The 14613-nt window shown below is 56.6% G+C and carries 16 protein-coding genes (1 of these 16 running past the window's edge); 7 read left to right on the plus strand and 9 right to left on the minus strand.

Annotated features, from left to right (window positions below):
- Nucleotides 1–104 precede the first annotated feature (104 nt).
- The 6 genes from VNX88_15530 to VNX88_15555 form a co-directional block, all read right to left on the minus strand.
- Complete coding sequence (locus VNX88_15530) at nucleotides 105–530, minus strand: YciI family protein (GenBank protein HWY70081.1); 426 nt, start codon at nucleotides 528–530, stop codon at nucleotides 105–107.
- A gap of 18 nt (nucleotides 531–548) precedes the next feature.
- Entirely contained in the window at nucleotides 549–863 is a 315-nt protein-coding gene (locus VNX88_15535) for a YciI family protein (GenBank protein ID HWY70082.1), read from the minus strand.
- A complete protein-coding gene (locus VNX88_15540; GenBank protein HWY70083.1) occupies nucleotides 815–979 on the minus strand; it encodes a hypothetical protein in 165 nt (54 codons plus the stop codon). The genes VNX88_15535 and VNX88_15540 overlap by 49 nt, the downstream gene beginning before the upstream one ends.
- 196 nt (nucleotides 980–1175) lie before the next feature.
- A complete protein-coding gene (locus tag VNX88_15545; protein ID HWY70084.1) occupies nucleotides 1176–2168 on the minus strand; it encodes a HEAT repeat domain-containing protein in 993 nt (330 codons plus the stop codon).
- A 93-nt stretch (nucleotides 2169–2261) separates the two neighbouring features.
- Nucleotides 2262–3170 (minus strand): pyridoxamine 5'-phosphate oxidase family protein, encoded by a 909-nt coding sequence (locus tag VNX88_15550; protein HWY70085.1) that lies wholly within the window; start codon nucleotides 3168–3170, stop codon nucleotides 2262–2264.
- A 218-nt stretch (nucleotides 3171–3388) separates the two neighbouring features.
- Nucleotides 3389–4954, minus strand: coding sequence for a hypothetical protein (locus tag VNX88_15555; GenBank protein HWY70086.1), 1566 nt, complete (start codon nucleotides 4952–4954; stop codon nucleotides 3389–3391).
- Between the two features lie 149 nt (nucleotides 4955–5103).
- Here VNX88_15555 and VNX88_15560 point away from each other — a divergent pair, with 149 nt between their 5' ends.
- On the plus strand, nucleotides 5104–5874 hold the full coding sequence (locus tag VNX88_15560; protein HWY70087.1) for an ATP-binding protein: 771 nt from the start codon (nucleotides 5104–5106) through the stop codon (nucleotides 5872–5874).
- A 97-nt stretch (nucleotides 5875–5971) separates the two neighbouring features.
- Here the strand turns inward: VNX88_15560 and VNX88_15565 are convergent, their stop codons facing one another.
- Entirely contained in the window at nucleotides 5972–6901 is a 930-nt protein-coding gene (locus tag VNX88_15565) for a hypothetical protein (GenBank protein HWY70088.1), read from the minus strand.
- 191 nt (nucleotides 6902–7092) lie between these two features.
- Complete coding sequence (dacB, locus tag VNX88_15570) at nucleotides 7093–8691, minus strand: D-alanyl-D-alanine carboxypeptidase/D-alanyl-D-alanine-endopeptidase (protein ID HWY70089.1); 1599 nt, start codon at nucleotides 8689–8691, stop codon at nucleotides 7093–7095.
- Between the two features lie 40 nt (nucleotides 8692–8731).
- On the opposite strand from dacB, the gene folP reads away from it, so the two are divergent.
- The 5 genes from folP (at nucleotide 8732) to VNX88_15595 (ending at nucleotide 12463) form a co-directional block, all read left to right on the plus strand.
- Nucleotides 8732–9646, plus strand: a complete 915-nt coding sequence (gene folP / locus VNX88_15575; protein HWY70090.1) for a dihydropteroate synthase — start codon at nucleotides 8732–8734, stop codon at nucleotides 9644–9646.
- Nucleotides 9647–9985: 339 nt separating this feature from the next.
- The gene (locus tag VNX88_15580; protein HWY70091.1) at nucleotides 9986–10249 is read left to right on the plus strand and encodes a hypothetical protein; all 264 of its coding nucleotides are present in this window, start codon (nucleotides 9986–9988) and stop codon (nucleotides 10247–10249) included.
- Nucleotides 10250–10558: 309 nt separating this feature from the next.
- Nucleotides 10559–10726: a hypothetical protein gene (locus tag VNX88_15585; protein ID HWY70092.1), complete on the plus strand. Its 168-nt coding sequence runs from the start codon at nucleotides 10559–10561 to the stop codon at nucleotides 10724–10726.
- Between the two features lie 141 nt (nucleotides 10727–10867).
- Nucleotides 10868–11113: a hypothetical protein gene (locus tag VNX88_15590; protein HWY70093.1), complete on the plus strand. Its 246-nt coding sequence runs from the start codon at nucleotides 10868–10870 to the stop codon at nucleotides 11111–11113.
- Between the two features lie 9 nt (nucleotides 11114–11122).
- Nucleotides 11123–12463, plus strand: coding sequence for a hypothetical protein (locus VNX88_15595; protein HWY70094.1), 1341 nt, complete (start codon nucleotides 11123–11125; stop codon nucleotides 12461–12463).
- Nucleotides 12464–12615: 152 nt separating this feature from the next.
- Here VNX88_15595 and VNX88_15600 read toward each other — a convergent pair whose 3' ends face one another.
- Nucleotides 12616–13917, minus strand: coding sequence for a UvrB/UvrC motif-containing protein (locus tag VNX88_15600; protein ID HWY70095.1), 1302 nt, complete (start codon nucleotides 13915–13917; stop codon nucleotides 12616–12618).
- Nucleotides 13918–14154: 237 nt separating this feature from the next.
- Here VNX88_15600 and VNX88_15605 point away from each other — a divergent pair, with 237 nt between their 5' ends.
- Nucleotides 14155–14613: the 5' portion of a DUF2911 domain-containing protein gene (locus VNX88_15605; GenBank protein HWY70096.1), read on the plus strand. 75 nt of this gene lie beyond the right edge of the window; 459 of the gene's 534 nt are visible here — the first part of the coding sequence; the start codon lies at nucleotides 14155–14157; its stop codon lies beyond the right edge, outside the window.

Here is a 14613-nt window from a genome sequence, read left to right on the forward strand (position 1 = left end):
ACTGAAAGACGTAGCCGAGATGGGGAGGCAATCCTGGCCGTGGAGATCGTGGGGACGAAGTCCGGCGCCGTGTACATCTTGACAATGCAGCTCGATACCCCTGCTTACTTTTTCTTCCCCACGAAATCCCTCTCCATCTCGCGAAAGCGTTCCACTGCCCTGCTGGGCCCGAAATCGTCCAGCTCATACAACTGCCGAACCTCGATCTCGCCCTCCGCGCCTTCGCCGAAAGGAGCAGGGAAGCGCTTCACCCATTCCCGCGCCTCCTCACGCGACTTCACTTGGATCAACGTGTAGCCGGCGATCAACTCCTTCGACTCGGTAAAAGGACCGTCGATGACGTTGCGCTTGCCGCCCGAGTAGCGCATGCGCCAGCCCTTCGACGTGGGCTGCAACCCAGACGCGTCCAGCAGCGCTCCCGCTCTTGCCAGTTCCTCGTGGTAGGTGGCCATAGCTGCGATCAGCTTGTCCTCGGGCAGCTTGCCCGATTCCGTTTCTTTGTTGCCCTTCACCATGATCATGAATCGCATAATGTTCTCCTGGGGCCGCTAGTTCTTCTTTGCGTTCGAGGCTTGTTCACGGAGTCGTTTCTCCTGCTCCCTGAGCTCCGGCGTGAACTCAGCGCCAAAGTCCTCGTCCTCAAACACATGACGGATCTCGATTTCGCTCTCGCCTTCCATGGGATTGGGACAGCGCTTTACCCATTCGATCGCCTCTTGTTTCGATTTCACTTTCCAAATCCAAAAACCGGCGACTAACTCCTTCGATTCGGTAAACGGTCCGTCGATGACAGTGCGTTTCGTTCCCAAGAATCTCACGCGAGCACCCTTTGAGCTGGGATGGAGGCCCTCGCCTGCCAGCATGACCCCGCTTTCACCAGCTCTTCATTGAACTTTCCCATTTCGGCGAGCAGCTTCTGGCTCGGCATCTTGCCCGCTTCAGAGTCTTCGCTCGCCTTTACGATGACCATGAATCTCATTGTTATTTCTCCTTCTTATGATCTCGCCTCACTCAGACGGCGAATGTGCAATGCCGTAATCGACAACTTCAGTATTCTTTATTTTTGGAAATACTTGCTAAGTGCCTGGCGGTGAGAAGCCCGAGCCGGACGCTGCGAGGGCTTGAATCAGGGACGAAATTTTGTAAGTACGATTACGCCTAGGAGAGAAGCGCGGTTAGCGACCGTCGCGGGTCACCGGGTTCCAGTGTCCATCGTTGGAGTTGTACCAGTTTCTCCACGCTGCTGGATCATGCGGCAGAGACTCGCCTGTGATGTCCCGGAGGGCCTGGAAGACCCACTTGTGGGTTTCAGGATCGAGCGAAGGATTCTCAGCATAATCGAGCAATTTTGGCACCGCGGTACGGCGCTGTTTCTCACTTAGCATGCCCGACTGGGCCAGTCCGCATGCCGCCCGCTCACGGATCATTCCCGATGGATCGTCGTGGAATACCTCAAGCAACGGGGCGATAGTTTCGTCGCTGCCCAGGTAGGCGAGGCCCTCAACCGCCCAGTAGCGGACGTTCACATTGCTGTCGTGAATCGACGACAGCAGAATCTGCGCCGCGCGTTGCGGCTCAACGCCACGGTTTCCAAGCAGGCCGATATCCCACAGCGCATTGGCGCGTGGTCCTTGCTCGCCAGAACGGGCATCGGGCTCCAGACGATCAATCGTAGCCGTACTCTTTTCCAGGTCGCGCCCAGCAATATCAATTTCAATGGCCGCAGCACGAACTCGGAGATCGTCGGAGTTGAGCGCGGTCATGAAGAGCGATTCCAATTTCTGATCCAGTTGGATTTTTCCCCGCCAGCCATATACGCGCTCCGCGATCTGATCGTTGGCGCCGCGATAGTGATTGATCGAACGTTCCAGCAGTAGCTGCGCCTGGCTCTGTGGGGCCATCTGGTCCAGCACCTCGATCTCGTGCTCAGACAGCACATTGGCAGACGCCGGCTCAGGCTTGCCGCCGAGACTAAGCAGCTGCGCAACTTCCTGCCATGCCGCTCGCGCCGTTCCCGTTGCCACGAAAAGTCCGCCCAGCAGTGCAAGAATCGCAAGAGCGATCAGACGGAAGGCTCCTCGCGGCGCACCGGTGTTCCTGGGCGAAAGGGGATCAGCCTCGGGCCGGAGCGCTGCTTCCTGCAGGCGCGGATCGGAGGTTTGACTCACCCGGCAAGTATAGGAAGGTAGCTGAAGCCCGAAAAGATTACGCACGGACAGCAGGTAACCATGTCCAGCAACAGGGCTTACAGGCTCGAAAAGTTACGGATTGAAAGGTGAGTACTCCCGCAGCGTGTAACTCGCCAATGCAGGCTGGTCGATTTCGATTGCCTTGTCAATGTCGAAGATCAGCAGGCGTTGGGCTCCTGGGAATGCTGAGCGATCGGAATCCCAGTCGATCGTGGTGGTGCCCGAGAGTTGCAGAGTGCGTCCTTGTTCGAAATCGGGAAAGAGCAAGCCAGTGCGCGGATTTGCGCTGATGTTGCCGAGCGTGTTGAACATGTTGTTGCCGCTGTAGTCGGGAATGATCAGCCGTCGCGTTCCTTCTACTTTCACGAAGCCAGGATTGCCTCCACGATGCGACGCGTCTACTCCGCGGTCCGGATGTGCGCTGGCTATGAACAGCGTGTCGGCGTGCGCGATCCATTCACGCTGTGCCTGGCTCAGCCGGGTGGCATGCGAAATCAGACTCGCTGCCTTGTTGCTCCGTGAAGCGCGTTCCGGAACACGCAGCTGGATGTATTGCGGGCAGTTGCCGTAAACCTGGCGAGCCTGAATGCGCAAGCTATTGTCCCGAAGTACCTGGGCTTCGCCATTGAGGCGCACTCGCTGTCGACTCGCAAGATCGACGATCACCATGCCCACATCAGGATTCTTTTTCAGGTTCGTCAGCAGCGGATCGCCGTCCAGGTCGGCAGGTTCGGTTTCCAGTGTGACAGCGTCAACCACGCGTAAGAAGCCAGAATAGCCGACTCGCAGCGAAGCCCAAGTCCTGCCATCGGAATCAACGCTGGCAAAAGCAACCAGCCTGGGCTCGCGGAGAAAGTCGATGAGTCCATCGGGAATGCTGGAACGAATCCCGCGTCCTGAAACCTGCTCTACACCTGCGCGCAGCTGAACCGCGAGCTCTCCCTCGTGCCAGACTGAACCATCGGGTGAAGTGGCCTGCACCTAGTTCGTCCCTCCTCGCAGCGGCCCGCTCAGAGTGCCCTTTCCGAGCAAGCAGAAGACCACAGACATTTCAGATTGCTGCGCGTTGCGAAAGTTTCAGCAAATTCCTTGACAGGCGTCGCCGAGATACAGAAGGAAGAGGACATCCATCGCGCGGGGGCCGAGCGATTCGCAAAAGGAAAAAGATCAACCCAGCTTCGTCGCTTCGAGGCGTTAGTTCAGACCGGATCGATTTCGCCGTTCACGATCATGGCTTGGGCGACCTTGCGAGCCTGGCGGAAGGTATTGATTTGCGGATCTCCGTCGGGAAGCGCATTCACCAATTTCTCGAGTTCCTCGTCAAAGAGGCGTGTGATCAGCTCCGGAGTCTGCTTCACCGGCTTGCCGCTGTCATCGGTGAACTCCACCTTGTCACGATGCTGAACACGCTGCGCGATCATCAGGCGGTAGATGCGGTCGGTAGCGAGATCTTCCATGTAGCCGTCGAGCAGGCTCGCACCCTTGCCGTTCAACACGCCGTTGCGGTAACGAATCACGGTGCGCACGGCTGCTCGCGTTCCTGCCAGCGTACGCTTGCCAAGACCAGTTGGCTTCGGTCGAAGATTGGGATAGCGTTCACCTACCGCTTTGTGCGTTTTGATCTGGTTCGGAAATGGGAATTGATCGACGGCGATCTGATTTTGATCGGGATGTCCGGTCCATGCCCCGTCGAATCCGCGATCGGACTCGTTCCTCTTGTCTTTTTCAAGAACGGCCAAAGCGCGAGTGTTCAACTCTGGATTTGTGCGGTCGGGATACAGCGCCGTCATGCCGCCGATGGCAAACGCACCACGGTGATGGCAGATCGAGACCAGCAGGTCGCGCAGGTTCTGGAAGAAGGCAACGTCATGCGGAATGGTGTTGCGGTCGGGAAGCACCCACTCGGGGTCGTCGAGGTTGAAGTGGATGAGCGAAGCCATGTAGTCCCAACGTCCCAGATTGAGACCGAGGATGTGGTCGCGCAAGTGATAGAGAAACTCCTCCATCTGAAACGCTTGCGGATGGGACTCGACCAGCGCCATGCATCGGATGTAGCCATGTTGCCATCCGCGTAGGTGCTCGATCTCGTTGAACAGATCGTTCCACCATAAACCTTCTTCTGCTGATTCCGATTTGGGAATATAGAACGAAAGAGGATGCTTCAGCTTGCTGCGGTCGGCTCCGAAGGCCATACGGCAGACGTCGTAGAGCGAAGCAGACGCCAGATCGTCACCTTGCAGGCCAGGCAAGCGCTGCGAAAGATGTAATCCTCGAGCGCGTGTGAAGATCACCGTCTTGCTTTCATTAATCCCAACCTGCTTGTTGCGCTTCTTATCGAAGTAAGTCAACTCGCCGCGCAGCGCAGCATGAATGTTGTTGATACCAAGCTCGAGATGATCCCAGGAGTTCGCCATTGAGTCTTCCAGGTCAAGCATCACGCCGGGCGCCCCGGAGTTTAGCATTTTCACCACAAGTTCAGCATCGTCTGCTGGGCCAGTCATCTGGTTGCGCTGATCCTGGCACCACTCCGGCAGCGTGATGCTCCATTTGCCGGTCGTCGCCTCCGAGGGGGGAAGATGGTTCGGCAGCTTGCCCGCGTGAGCTTCGGCGAGCACTCGTTTGCGCTTAGCGACCAGTTCGCGTTGTCGCGGCGTGAACCGCTCGTGCAGCGGAACAAAAAACTCGAAAAATCCGCTAGGGAGATCGCGCTTCGGATCAAAATTCTGAGAGGCAGAGTTGATGGCAAAGCCGTGCTGTTGGTCCATGCAGGTGAAACTCTAACAGGCGTGAGGCCGCCCGTGCATCCTCGTAGAGACGCAGCATGCTGCGTCTCTACCATGCTGCATGCGCGGGGCAGGTTGTTGGCGTGTGCACTCTCGCCTATGATTGAGCGAGTTCTTCGTGTCATATGCTTGTGTCCACTGAAGCTTGTCCTCAATGCGGCGGCTCGGGATGGAAGACGATCCCGGCAACGACGGTCAAGGCGCAAAGCGTAACCCGCTGTGACTGTCGCATCGGCAACTGGGCCGAGAGGCTGCTGAAGAAGGCGCGCATTCCTGCGCGTTATGAGCATTGCACGCTGGCGAATTTCGAAGTCGATGAACGCGTGCATCCGTCGTTGAAAACCGCCCGGCTCCGGGCCGAACGCTTCATCGAAGATTATCCAGTCAACACAACTGGGCCATTATTTATCGGCCCCGTCGGAGTCGGAAAAACGCATCTTGCGGTTGGCGTCGTCCGGGCGCTCATCGAGCAAAAACGTACCTCCTGCCTGTTTGTGGACTATCGAGAGCTGTTGAAGCAGATCCAGAATTCCTACAATCCCAGCGTGCAGGCAACGGAGCTGGAGATTCTGCAGCCTGTGTTCGAAGCAGAGGTGCTCGTGCTGGATGAGCTTGGCGCCGTGAAACCCACAGAGTGGGTTTGGGATACAGTAAGTCTGATTCTGAACACCCGCTACAACGATAAGCGGACGACGATCATCACCACGAATTTTCCTGATGAACCGCCGGCAGGAGCACAGGGTGAGCCCGGCGACAGATTTGCCGCACGACGCGCGGCGCGCGAAGAGACGCTCGGTGACAGAATCGGCGAACGAATGCGCTCGCGACTCCAGGAGATGTGCAGAGTCATTAAGCTCGAAGGCGAGGATTATCGGCCGACTGCGCGACGGCAAAGACACTGAGGAAGAATCGGGTGATCGGGCCATCGGGTGATCGGGTGAAGTGAAACCTGCCAGAGTGATTTCCGCTGCTCTGGCGTGGCCTTGTGTTAACCCCGGTTTACATGTTCGTGTGGCCCGCTCGCATCTCCTCATTGAACTTTGGTTTCAGGAGAGCGAGAGCCGACTCCATTCGCTTCACGAACTGGTCCGCTTGCGAGGAGAGTTTTGCACTCGCAACCGCAAATTCTCTGGACGAATCGAGTGTCAGCAATCCTTCATTCGCAAGCTCACGCGCGATCTTGCCCAAGTCTTCAGTTGAACAGTCGAGATACTGAGCATCATAAGGATCGGCGATCCAGCTTGGCTTGCCTTCTCCCAAGCGTGCGGTGGCCCAAAAAACCTTGGCGCGGACAAACTCCTTTCGCTTGGTCTCGTCGGTTTCGCTGAAGATGAATCGCTGCTGCCGGGAGCTGTAATAGCGCGTGCTCACCGGCACCGGTTGGCGGTTTCCGCTCTTGAGCAGCTCGAGTTGGCCGAGATCCAGCGTTTTGCGGAGGGCGTTGAACGTCACACCTTCCGCGTATGGCTGCTCGAGAGCCGGCAGGACTTCGGCGAAAGTAACGGTCAAACTGGCTGCGACTTTCGCGTGCAGGGGACTTCCTGCCTCCGCCAGTTGCGCGATGCCATGCAGGATGTAGGAATCGGCTCCCGAAGTGGAACGATGATAGGGCCAACTGAATTGCTGCAGGGACAGCGGTATGCCGTGGAGAGTGAGGAAGACATCGGGACGCGCGGATTGCATGCGCCTTGCGAGCGTGTGGAGATACGTCTTCAACTCGTCGCCTAACGCTGGGCGCTTCTCTATTTCAGCAGAGAGACCCTCACTCGTTTCGACTGAGTAGGTCGTGCCGCTTGGAGACTTGAGTTGAAGCTTTGCCGTCGGCGCTCCAGTGAAATCAGTTCCGGCTCCAGCGCTGACGACAGTAAGGTTGGCCTGTGAAGCTAGCTCCTGAATAAGCTGAGAAATTGAATGTGATGCAGTTGGCATAATCTGGAAATATTGTACTCAAGCGAAAGTAAAACCATAGAACACGGATTGAACGGACACAAGAAGAACCAGATTCTGATCCCTGATTTTCGGTTACGACAGCCATTCGGCTGATCGAGGCAACAGCGCATTTGTCTATATCCGTCCGATCCGTCAAATCCGTTCAATCCGTGTTCTAGCCTTTTGATGTTTTAGTCTTCTTCCAGCACCGCATTCACGATGTCATCGATCATCTGCTTCGCCCGAGCATTGCCCAGAGTGTGATGATTCACGAGAACCGAGAACGCGATATTGTGACCACCCTTCGTTACTGCATAGCCCGACAGGGAATTCACCGAGCCTAACTGTCCCGTTTTGGCTTCCAGATGATCGGCGGCGAATGTTCCCTTGAAGCGCGTCGAGAGCGATCCATCTTCGGCGGCGATGGGAAGCGTGTCGCGGAACTGTGTGGCCCAGGGTTGCCCATAGGCGTACTGCAGTAGCTGCGTAAAGGCGTGCGGCGTTGCCAGATCGGAACGTGAGAGGCCTGAGCCGTCGTACAGCGCGAACTCTGCCGGATCGATTCGCACCTGTTCGATCAGGAATTTCTTTTCGGCATCGAGCCCGCCGGACAGCGATCCAGACACGCCTTTCAGTTTTCCCAAAAGGCGCAGCATGAGTTCAACATGGAGATTCTGACTGACCTTGTTGATGACAACCAGATCCTCGAGCAGCGGCGCCGATTGATGTTGCGCCAGAACGAATCGGGACGGTATGGTGACAGGCGGCACTACGAGTGGCTGATGGATCAGCGGCGGAGGATATTGCCACGCTTGAGAATGCACAGCGCGAACCTTGCCGCGCACAAGAATCCCCCGCTGTTGCAGCAGCATTCGAAGCAGTTGGGCATTCGCGGTTGCGGGATCTTCGATGGCTAGAGCCTCGTCATCGCCCGGGTCGCCGAGCGGGATCGTTCCCCAGAAAGTTAGTTCCAGCGATCCCGGTTCGCGCAGTACGCCTATATTCCGGGCAATTCCCCGGCCCGTTGTAGTGACCAGATTCTTAATCGTGTAGTAGCCGGTGTAGGGATCGAGCGTCAGCAACGCTCGCGCTCCCACGCGATCGCCCGGCTTGAGACTGGCAAAAACCACATTGTCATTTACAGTCAAAGCCGAAACCGGCGCACCGTAGTCCCACATCAGATCGTCCTGCGCCCAGCCTTCGCCATAACGCTCGTAAACGAAGTAGCTGTCGTCGCCAACTACGTCACCGTCGATGACCTTCACGCCGGCGCCGGCCACCTGGTCGACTAGTTCGTCGAGGATTCGCGCATGCTGCGTTACGCGCTCGGTCTTTTTTGCGTAGGGCAGAACGCGTCCCGAGAGATTGGGATCTCCGCGGCCAACCAAGATCACATCACCGGCAACTCGGCCCTTGCCATCGGGAGGGCTGTTCGCCTCAATCGTTGTAAGAAATCGATAATCTGGGCCGACCAGTGCGAGTGTCGTCGCAGTGGTGAACAGCTTGGTATTCGACGCGGGTTGAAGCAGCTTGTCCGCATTCTCGGCATAGAGCGGGGCTCCGGTTGCGAGATCGACGACACTGATTCCCCACGCAGCGTGCTGTGCGCGCGGATCCTGCTGCCGGGTCAGATTAATCCGCGTCGCGAGACGGGTGCCCAAATCCTGCATGGCCTGCGGAGAAACCGCAGGGGTGGGCGTCGTAGCCGGAGTCGATTGCGAAGACTGACAATGCGCAAAAACTACGAGCGAGAGGAACAACGCGATAAGACGCAGGGAGAAATTGGTCATCGCGCCGGATTGTAGCGCAGCGCGTAATTACAATCGCACCATGCGCCCGCGATTCTACTGGAAGCTGCGTTCTCGATCTCTAAAACTCGGAGAGCGCACGTTGGTCATGGGCGTCGTGAATGTGACGCCCGATTCCTTTTCTGATGGCGGACAGTTCCTTGATCCAGACCGCGCGATCGCGCATGGCATCGAGCTGCTAAATGAAGGTGCGGACATTATTGATGTAGGCGGGGAATCAACCCGTCCTGGAGAAAAGGACTTCGTCTCCGCAGACGAAGAGAAGCGCCGCGTCCTGCCGGTGATTGGGGGCATTCTCAACCAAGCTCCTGATGCCCTGATCTCAATCGACACCTACAAAGCCGAAACTGCAAAAGCCGCGCTCGATGTCGGAGCCGAAGTTGTGAATGACGTGAGCGGCTTCACCTGGGACGAGAATATGCTTCCCACTTTGAGAGCGAATACCTGCGGATGTGTGCTCATGCACACTCGCGGGCGTCCGGAAGAATGGCGCAACCAGCCTCCGTTGGATTCCAGGGAAGTTGTGCCGTTGGTGGTCGAGGGTTTGCGTCACCTAACAGAACGCGCACTACTTGGAGGACTGCATCGCGAGCGCATCGTGCTTGATCCTGGCTTTGGCTTCGGTAAGCGCATGGACGAGAATTTTTCCCTGCTCGCCGGGCTCGCGGAACTTCACCAGTTGCAATTCCCGCTGCTGAGCGGCACTTCGCGCAAATCTTTCCTTGCCAGGGCGGCAGCCTTCCGACTAGGCGGTCCCGATTCAAGCCGTTTGGCCGGAACCATCGCAACGGTGACGGCCAGTATCCTTCAGGGCGCGCATCTCGTTCGTGTTCATGATGTTAGAGAGACGGTGGAGGCAGCCCGAGTGGCTGATGCAATCCTGCAGGCGCAGAATTCTACGGAACAAGCAGCCGAAGGTGTAACTCGTAAGTTATAAGTCCTTTAATCACATCTAGTTAAGGGCACTATTGAAACAACCATATCGCTCCCGCCCGGCATCTAGCAGCACATGTAAGCAATTCGGGTCATCCGCGGGACTGCGACCTTGTTACCAGACTTCGAGGAACAATTCTTTGCGGCTCAGGGCGCGAGATGATCTCGATGAGCGCAAGTTTTTTGGACTGACTCCGCGAACGGAAAATCCCCCTCCAGTGGAGTGCGAGAGATTTCTTAAGGCTGATTGAGTGGCATATATATCCTGCCGCAACTCGAACGGAATCAGGTTCGGTTGCGTGCGTAACAAGCTAGCACTCTACGCTTCATAGAGTCACAATTCATGTCACGAACGGTTGCGCTGTGTGGTTTTGGGCTAGTCATGGGGAATGAGTCCTGCCCTGAGCTGGCTGCGTATCGCATTGAAGCCCGGACCAGCGATGCCAGGCAAGTAGTGCTCCACCTGTGCTCTGACCACATCCATCGCGCCTGGCACGTTGCACAGCTCGCTATCGATAAAAAGTTTCCCGCCGAGAACTTGCGCGTGCGCTCGATTCACTTGCATCAGGTGCAGCAGCGCGCGTCGATTGCCGAAGCCGCGTCTTAGTGCCACGGTGAGCCGGAAAGAGCGATCACAATGGTCACGACGGCGGAAATCGAGGTCACGAAGCTTGCATTGCGGCTTGCACTCCTTGTAATGACTCAGACATCTTCGTGACCTTTCTGTTTACCCTCGTGACCGGACCCTGCCCTGAGCGAAGTCGAAGAGTGTTCGCCGTTCCCCGTCTAGTAATTACGACAATTCCCGTAATCAACTTGCCAAAAAAATCCACGCTGGGATACATTCCTCTACTGCCGTAATTGTTGTAACTGTTGTGATTTTCCGGGTCCAAGTCTGGGAAGTGGAGTACGTAGTTTGATCAAGCTGGATTCTGTAGATCCGACCTCGCATCCTTCGGAAGAAGAGCCCCACATCCAGCGCGAGATCGATAGCGACAAGACCGGCACCATCCGCCGCTATCTGCGTCTCGCGGATAACCTGCTGAACAGCCGTGATGACGATCCCTCCAGCAACGCCGCTTAAGATTTCATGGTAGAGACGTCCGCCGCGGCGGACTGCGTCTCTACGAGAAGCTGAAATCGATCCATGCAGTTTCTCATTGAGTAATCTGCGGCTCACGAATACGATTCCCCTTCCGCAATTGGCCAATTACGAAAGATTGCGATGGATCCCGCCCGCCTTGCCCGCGAACTTGAAGAATTTCTCGCTACCGCTCCGCGCGCATGCGTTCTCGAAGAAGGCGAAACAACGTTCGATCTGAGCGCCGCCAAATATTCCGTCTCCGGCGAGAACGGAAAGTGCCTGCTTCACCTGTGGTCACAGGAAAGAAATTCGGTCAGGCGGGTTGTCGATCTCGAGCGAAAGAACGGACAGCTCAATTTGGCCGTCCAACGCTTTGGGAAGGGGTAACCGTCCTGGTTGGAAATTGTCTCCGACCGTGAGCGTCGTGCTCCGGCACTGCAGCGACAGACGCGATTGCAATACCAGAAGCTGCTCGGCCGAACGCTACAGCGCAGCTTCCCAGATTGGAATGTCGAGGGTCTGGTCTCGACTGCCGATCTGGAGCGCAGCTTCAGCCCCGTGTATACGCGCGGCCTGCTGCGTCGCGGACGATCGACGGTATGCGCCCTTGGAGTGAATGATTCAGAGTTGCAGGCATCCGTGGATGGAGCTCTCACTTTTGCTTTGCTCTGGTTTCACTATTGCCGAGAGCGCGATGCAGCCCGCTCTGTAATCGAAGCCCTGCGGCTGTTCGTTCCGCGTGGGCGCTCGGCGGTAGTTCAGGCGCGGATGCACTACCTGAATCGCGTCGCATTTCGCTTTGAATTATTCGAATTTGACGAACGAGGGGAAAGCCTTGAGCAACTCGATCTGTCGGATCAAGGAAATATTGCAACCCGCTTGGTACGCTGTCCCGAAACGAATCGTGTCAAGGAGCGCTTCAACGCCTCCGCCGAGCGCATCCGCACCGCGGTGCCTGAGTGCGAAAGCGTCGTCCTCAGCGCAACAGAGCTCGCCTTTCGCCTACATGGGCTGGAATTCGCGCGCGTAAGGGTTGCGACCACGAATGAGACCTTTGCACGGGGTGAAGAGATCGTCTTCGGCAGCGGTGCTCATGAGACCCTGCTTACCGAGCAATCCGAACCGCTGTTCGAAGACCTGATGCGGCGCCTTCGCGAGCTTCGTCGAACCGATGGGGACAAAAAGCATGCGTTGTGGCGCATGCAGCCGGAGCGATGGCTGGAATCGGAAGTGAAGAAAAACGTTACCGTGCTGGATGCACGACTTGATCCGTGTTATGCCTATGCGCAGGTTCCAGCCTTTGCTGCTTCCGATCGCGGGATGATCGATCTGCTGGCCAGCACTCGTGAGGGCCAGCTCGCAGTGATCGAACTCAAAGCCGACGAAGACATTCACCTGCCGCTACAGGGTCTCGACTATTGGTCGCGGGTGAAGTGGCATCACGAACGCGAAGATTTCCATCGGTTCGGCTATTTCGTTTCCCAGGATGGAAAGCCGCTCACGCTCTCCCCCCGAGCGCCACTACTGCTGTTGGTAGCGCCAGCGTTGCGCATCCACCCTGCAACCGACACGATCCTGCGCTATCTTTCACCAGAACTGGATTGGACTTTGATTGCTGTGGACGAGCGCTGGAGGGATGAGGTGAAGGTAGTGTTCAGGAAGAGAGTGCAAAAACGATCGGGTGATCGGGGGATCGGGCGGCATCAAGACTCGATATCTTCCCCACTGTCATCCTGAGCCCCTCTTTTGGGCGAAGGATCTCCGGAATGCGTCAGACTTATTTGCTGCGTCCTGGCATTTTGGCCGATACTCCAAGTTCTAGTGAGAGAGCCACACTAGCTGCAATTGCACCCGAATATTGCGGGAGATCCTTCGCCCAACAGAGGAACTCAGGATGACAGCTCTTGAGTAGGCCCCTTAGTCCGATCTTCCGATTCTGCCTCTCCACGAAATACTCGTGAGATGCCGCGCGCGATCCTTCTCGAGGGCAGTTCTCCTGAATGCGTAATGAAGATCTCGCCTTTCTTGCTCGACCGGTAATACCAACGCTTCAGCAGAGCGAGATGATCGGCCACTTCACCGCGCTCGGGTTTGCGCGTCTCAATGGTTGTGAGGGCCTCGGCTACTCGTGCTTCGAGCGTCTGCGGCTTTGATTTGTTCGCACCTTTAGCTTCCGCGCTGTCGAGTGGAACTGGTACTGCCACGTGCGGATGCGCGAATAAAGAACTGGATCCCGAATTGGGATTGGCGTGTTGAATGGCCGCTACGTTGAACTGCACGGGGCCATGGAGCAGGCCGTCCCGGAATTCGAATAGAGCAACGTGATCCTCAAGCGCAGACCGCTGCACAACTACAGCCCGGAGCTGTTCGATGCGCCCGACCATTTCGGGTACACCAGTCCACGATGCTTTGACCTTCTCAATACGTGCATGTATCGCGGAAGCCTTCTCGAATTCAAGTTCTGCCGACGCAGCCTCGCGTTCTGTTTCAAGTTGCGCGACCAGTGATTCCGCTCGAGTGTCGAGGTAGTCTTGCACCCGCGTGACCTCGTTCAGATACTCCGCATCAGTACATCCAGCGAAGCACGGAGCCAGGCACATCTTCATCTCCGAATAAATGCAGCCGGGAAATGACGGATCGGGATGAAGGTTGAACGTGCAGCGCCGCGACTTGAAGAGATCAAGCGCATCGTTCAGGAACTTATTAGCGGCAGCCTTCGAAGCGAAGGGACCGTAGTAGACACTCGTCTTTGGTGAGTGCGTACGATCATTTCCAGGTTTCGTGAGCAGCGCCGTCTTTCCTAATCGCCTTGTGAAATACGCCCGAGGGTATTCGTTTTCCCATCCAATCTTCACCAGTGGAGCCGGGATGAGTTTCATGCGCTTGCGATACGAGCGCGGAAAATGTTCGTGCAACGCTTTGTAGAGCAGCAAACGATTTTCAAAATCGGAACCAGTGAGCGTGTACTCAATCGCGCGCGTCCGGTCGCGGAGATTTAGACGCTTGCTGTCCGGCGAAGCCGGCGAAAGGAGCCGCTCCAGGCGCCTGCGCACGTTAGCCGCCTTGTTGATGTACGGCTCGGCGCTGGGATCGTCGCTGCGAAGGAGAAAGACGGCCGGCGTTTCCGGAAGCGTGCCGAGGGTTTCTGCGCTCCCCTCGGGCCTGAACGGGATGGACTGCTGCCATTTCATCTGACTGCTGCACTATGATTATGCGGGTTTGAAAGCAACTAATCAGTATTCAGTAGTCAGTCCGCAGTAAGACTGAGGGTACCTGCTCGGATTACACGGCCACGAGTTCGAAGCGCCGTTACGAAAATCGGAGTCGCTCGTCAAACATAAGCCGCCGGCAAGAACCTCTAGTATTGTCGGCGGCGGTTACTGACAACTGAGTAGAACGGAAGACGTTGGTTCAGGAGATCATTCGTTATGAAGAGACATATTGCGGTCGCTACATTGGTTGTTTTGCTCACGATGAGCTTGTCGGCACAACAGCAGGACAAGAGCAAACGTCCGAGCCCTCCGGGCACGGCAACGGTTACTTTCGCCGACGGCAAGAAGGTGACAATCGAATACAGCCGTCCATTCGCCAAAGGTCGCGAGATCTTCGGTGGATTGGTCCCATACGATCAGGTCTGGAGAACCGGAGCAAACGAAGCCACGTCTCTCAAGACCGACACCGACTTGGTCATAGGCGACGCCACTGTTCATGCCGGGAGCTATACGCTGTACACAATTCCGTCCAAAGGTTCGTGGAAACTGATTATCAACAAGCAGAACGGACAGTGGGGCACGGACTACGATCAGAGTCAGGATCTGGCGCGAGTGGATATGAAAGTAGTCCCTTGGGAACCAGTGGAGCAATTCACTGTCAGCTTAGACAAAACC

This window comes from Terriglobales bacterium, from assembly GCA_035567895.1.
GTDB lineage: Bacteria > Acidobacteriota > Terriglobia > Terriglobales > Acidobacteriaceae > Gp1-AA112.

Excerpts from the sequence above, each read along its gene's own strand:
- VNX88_15530 (HWY70081.1), bottom strand. The coding sequence starts at position 530 with ATGCGATTCATGATCATGGTGAAGGGCAACAAAGAAACGGAATCGGGC.
- VNX88_15535 (HWY70082.1), bottom strand. The coding sequence starts at position 863 with ATGCTGGCAGGCGAGGGCCTCCATCCCAGCTCAAAGGGTGCTCGCGTG.
- VNX88_15540 (HWY70083.1), bottom strand. The coding sequence starts at position 979 with ATGAGATTCATGGTCATCGTAAAGGCGAGCGAAGACTCTGAAGCGGGC.
- VNX88_15555 (HWY70086.1), bottom strand. The coding sequence starts at position 4,954 with ATGGACCAACAGCACGGCTTTGCCATCAACTCTGCCTCTCAGAATTTT.
- VNX88_15565 (HWY70088.1), bottom strand. The coding sequence starts at position 6,901 with ATGCCAACTGCATCACATTCAATTTCTCAGCTTATTCAGGAGCTAGCT.
- dacB (HWY70089.1), bottom strand. The coding sequence starts at position 8,691 with ATGACCAATTTCTCCCTGCGTCTTATCGCGTTGTTCCTCTCGCTCGTA.
- folP (HWY70090.1), top strand. The coding sequence starts at position 8,732 with ATGCGCCCGCGATTCTACTGGAAGCTGCGTTCTCGATCTCTAAAACTC.
- VNX88_15580 (HWY70091.1), top strand. The coding sequence starts at position 9,986 with ATGTCACGAACGGTTGCGCTGTGTGGTTTTGGGCTAGTCATGGGGAAT.
- VNX88_15590 (HWY70093.1), top strand. The coding sequence starts at position 10,868 with ATGGATCCCGCCCGCCTTGCCCGCGAACTTGAAGAATTTCTCGCTACC.
- VNX88_15600 (HWY70095.1), bottom strand. The coding sequence starts at position 13,917 with ATGAAATGGCAGCAGTCCATCCCGTTCAGGCCCGAGGGGAGCGCAGAA.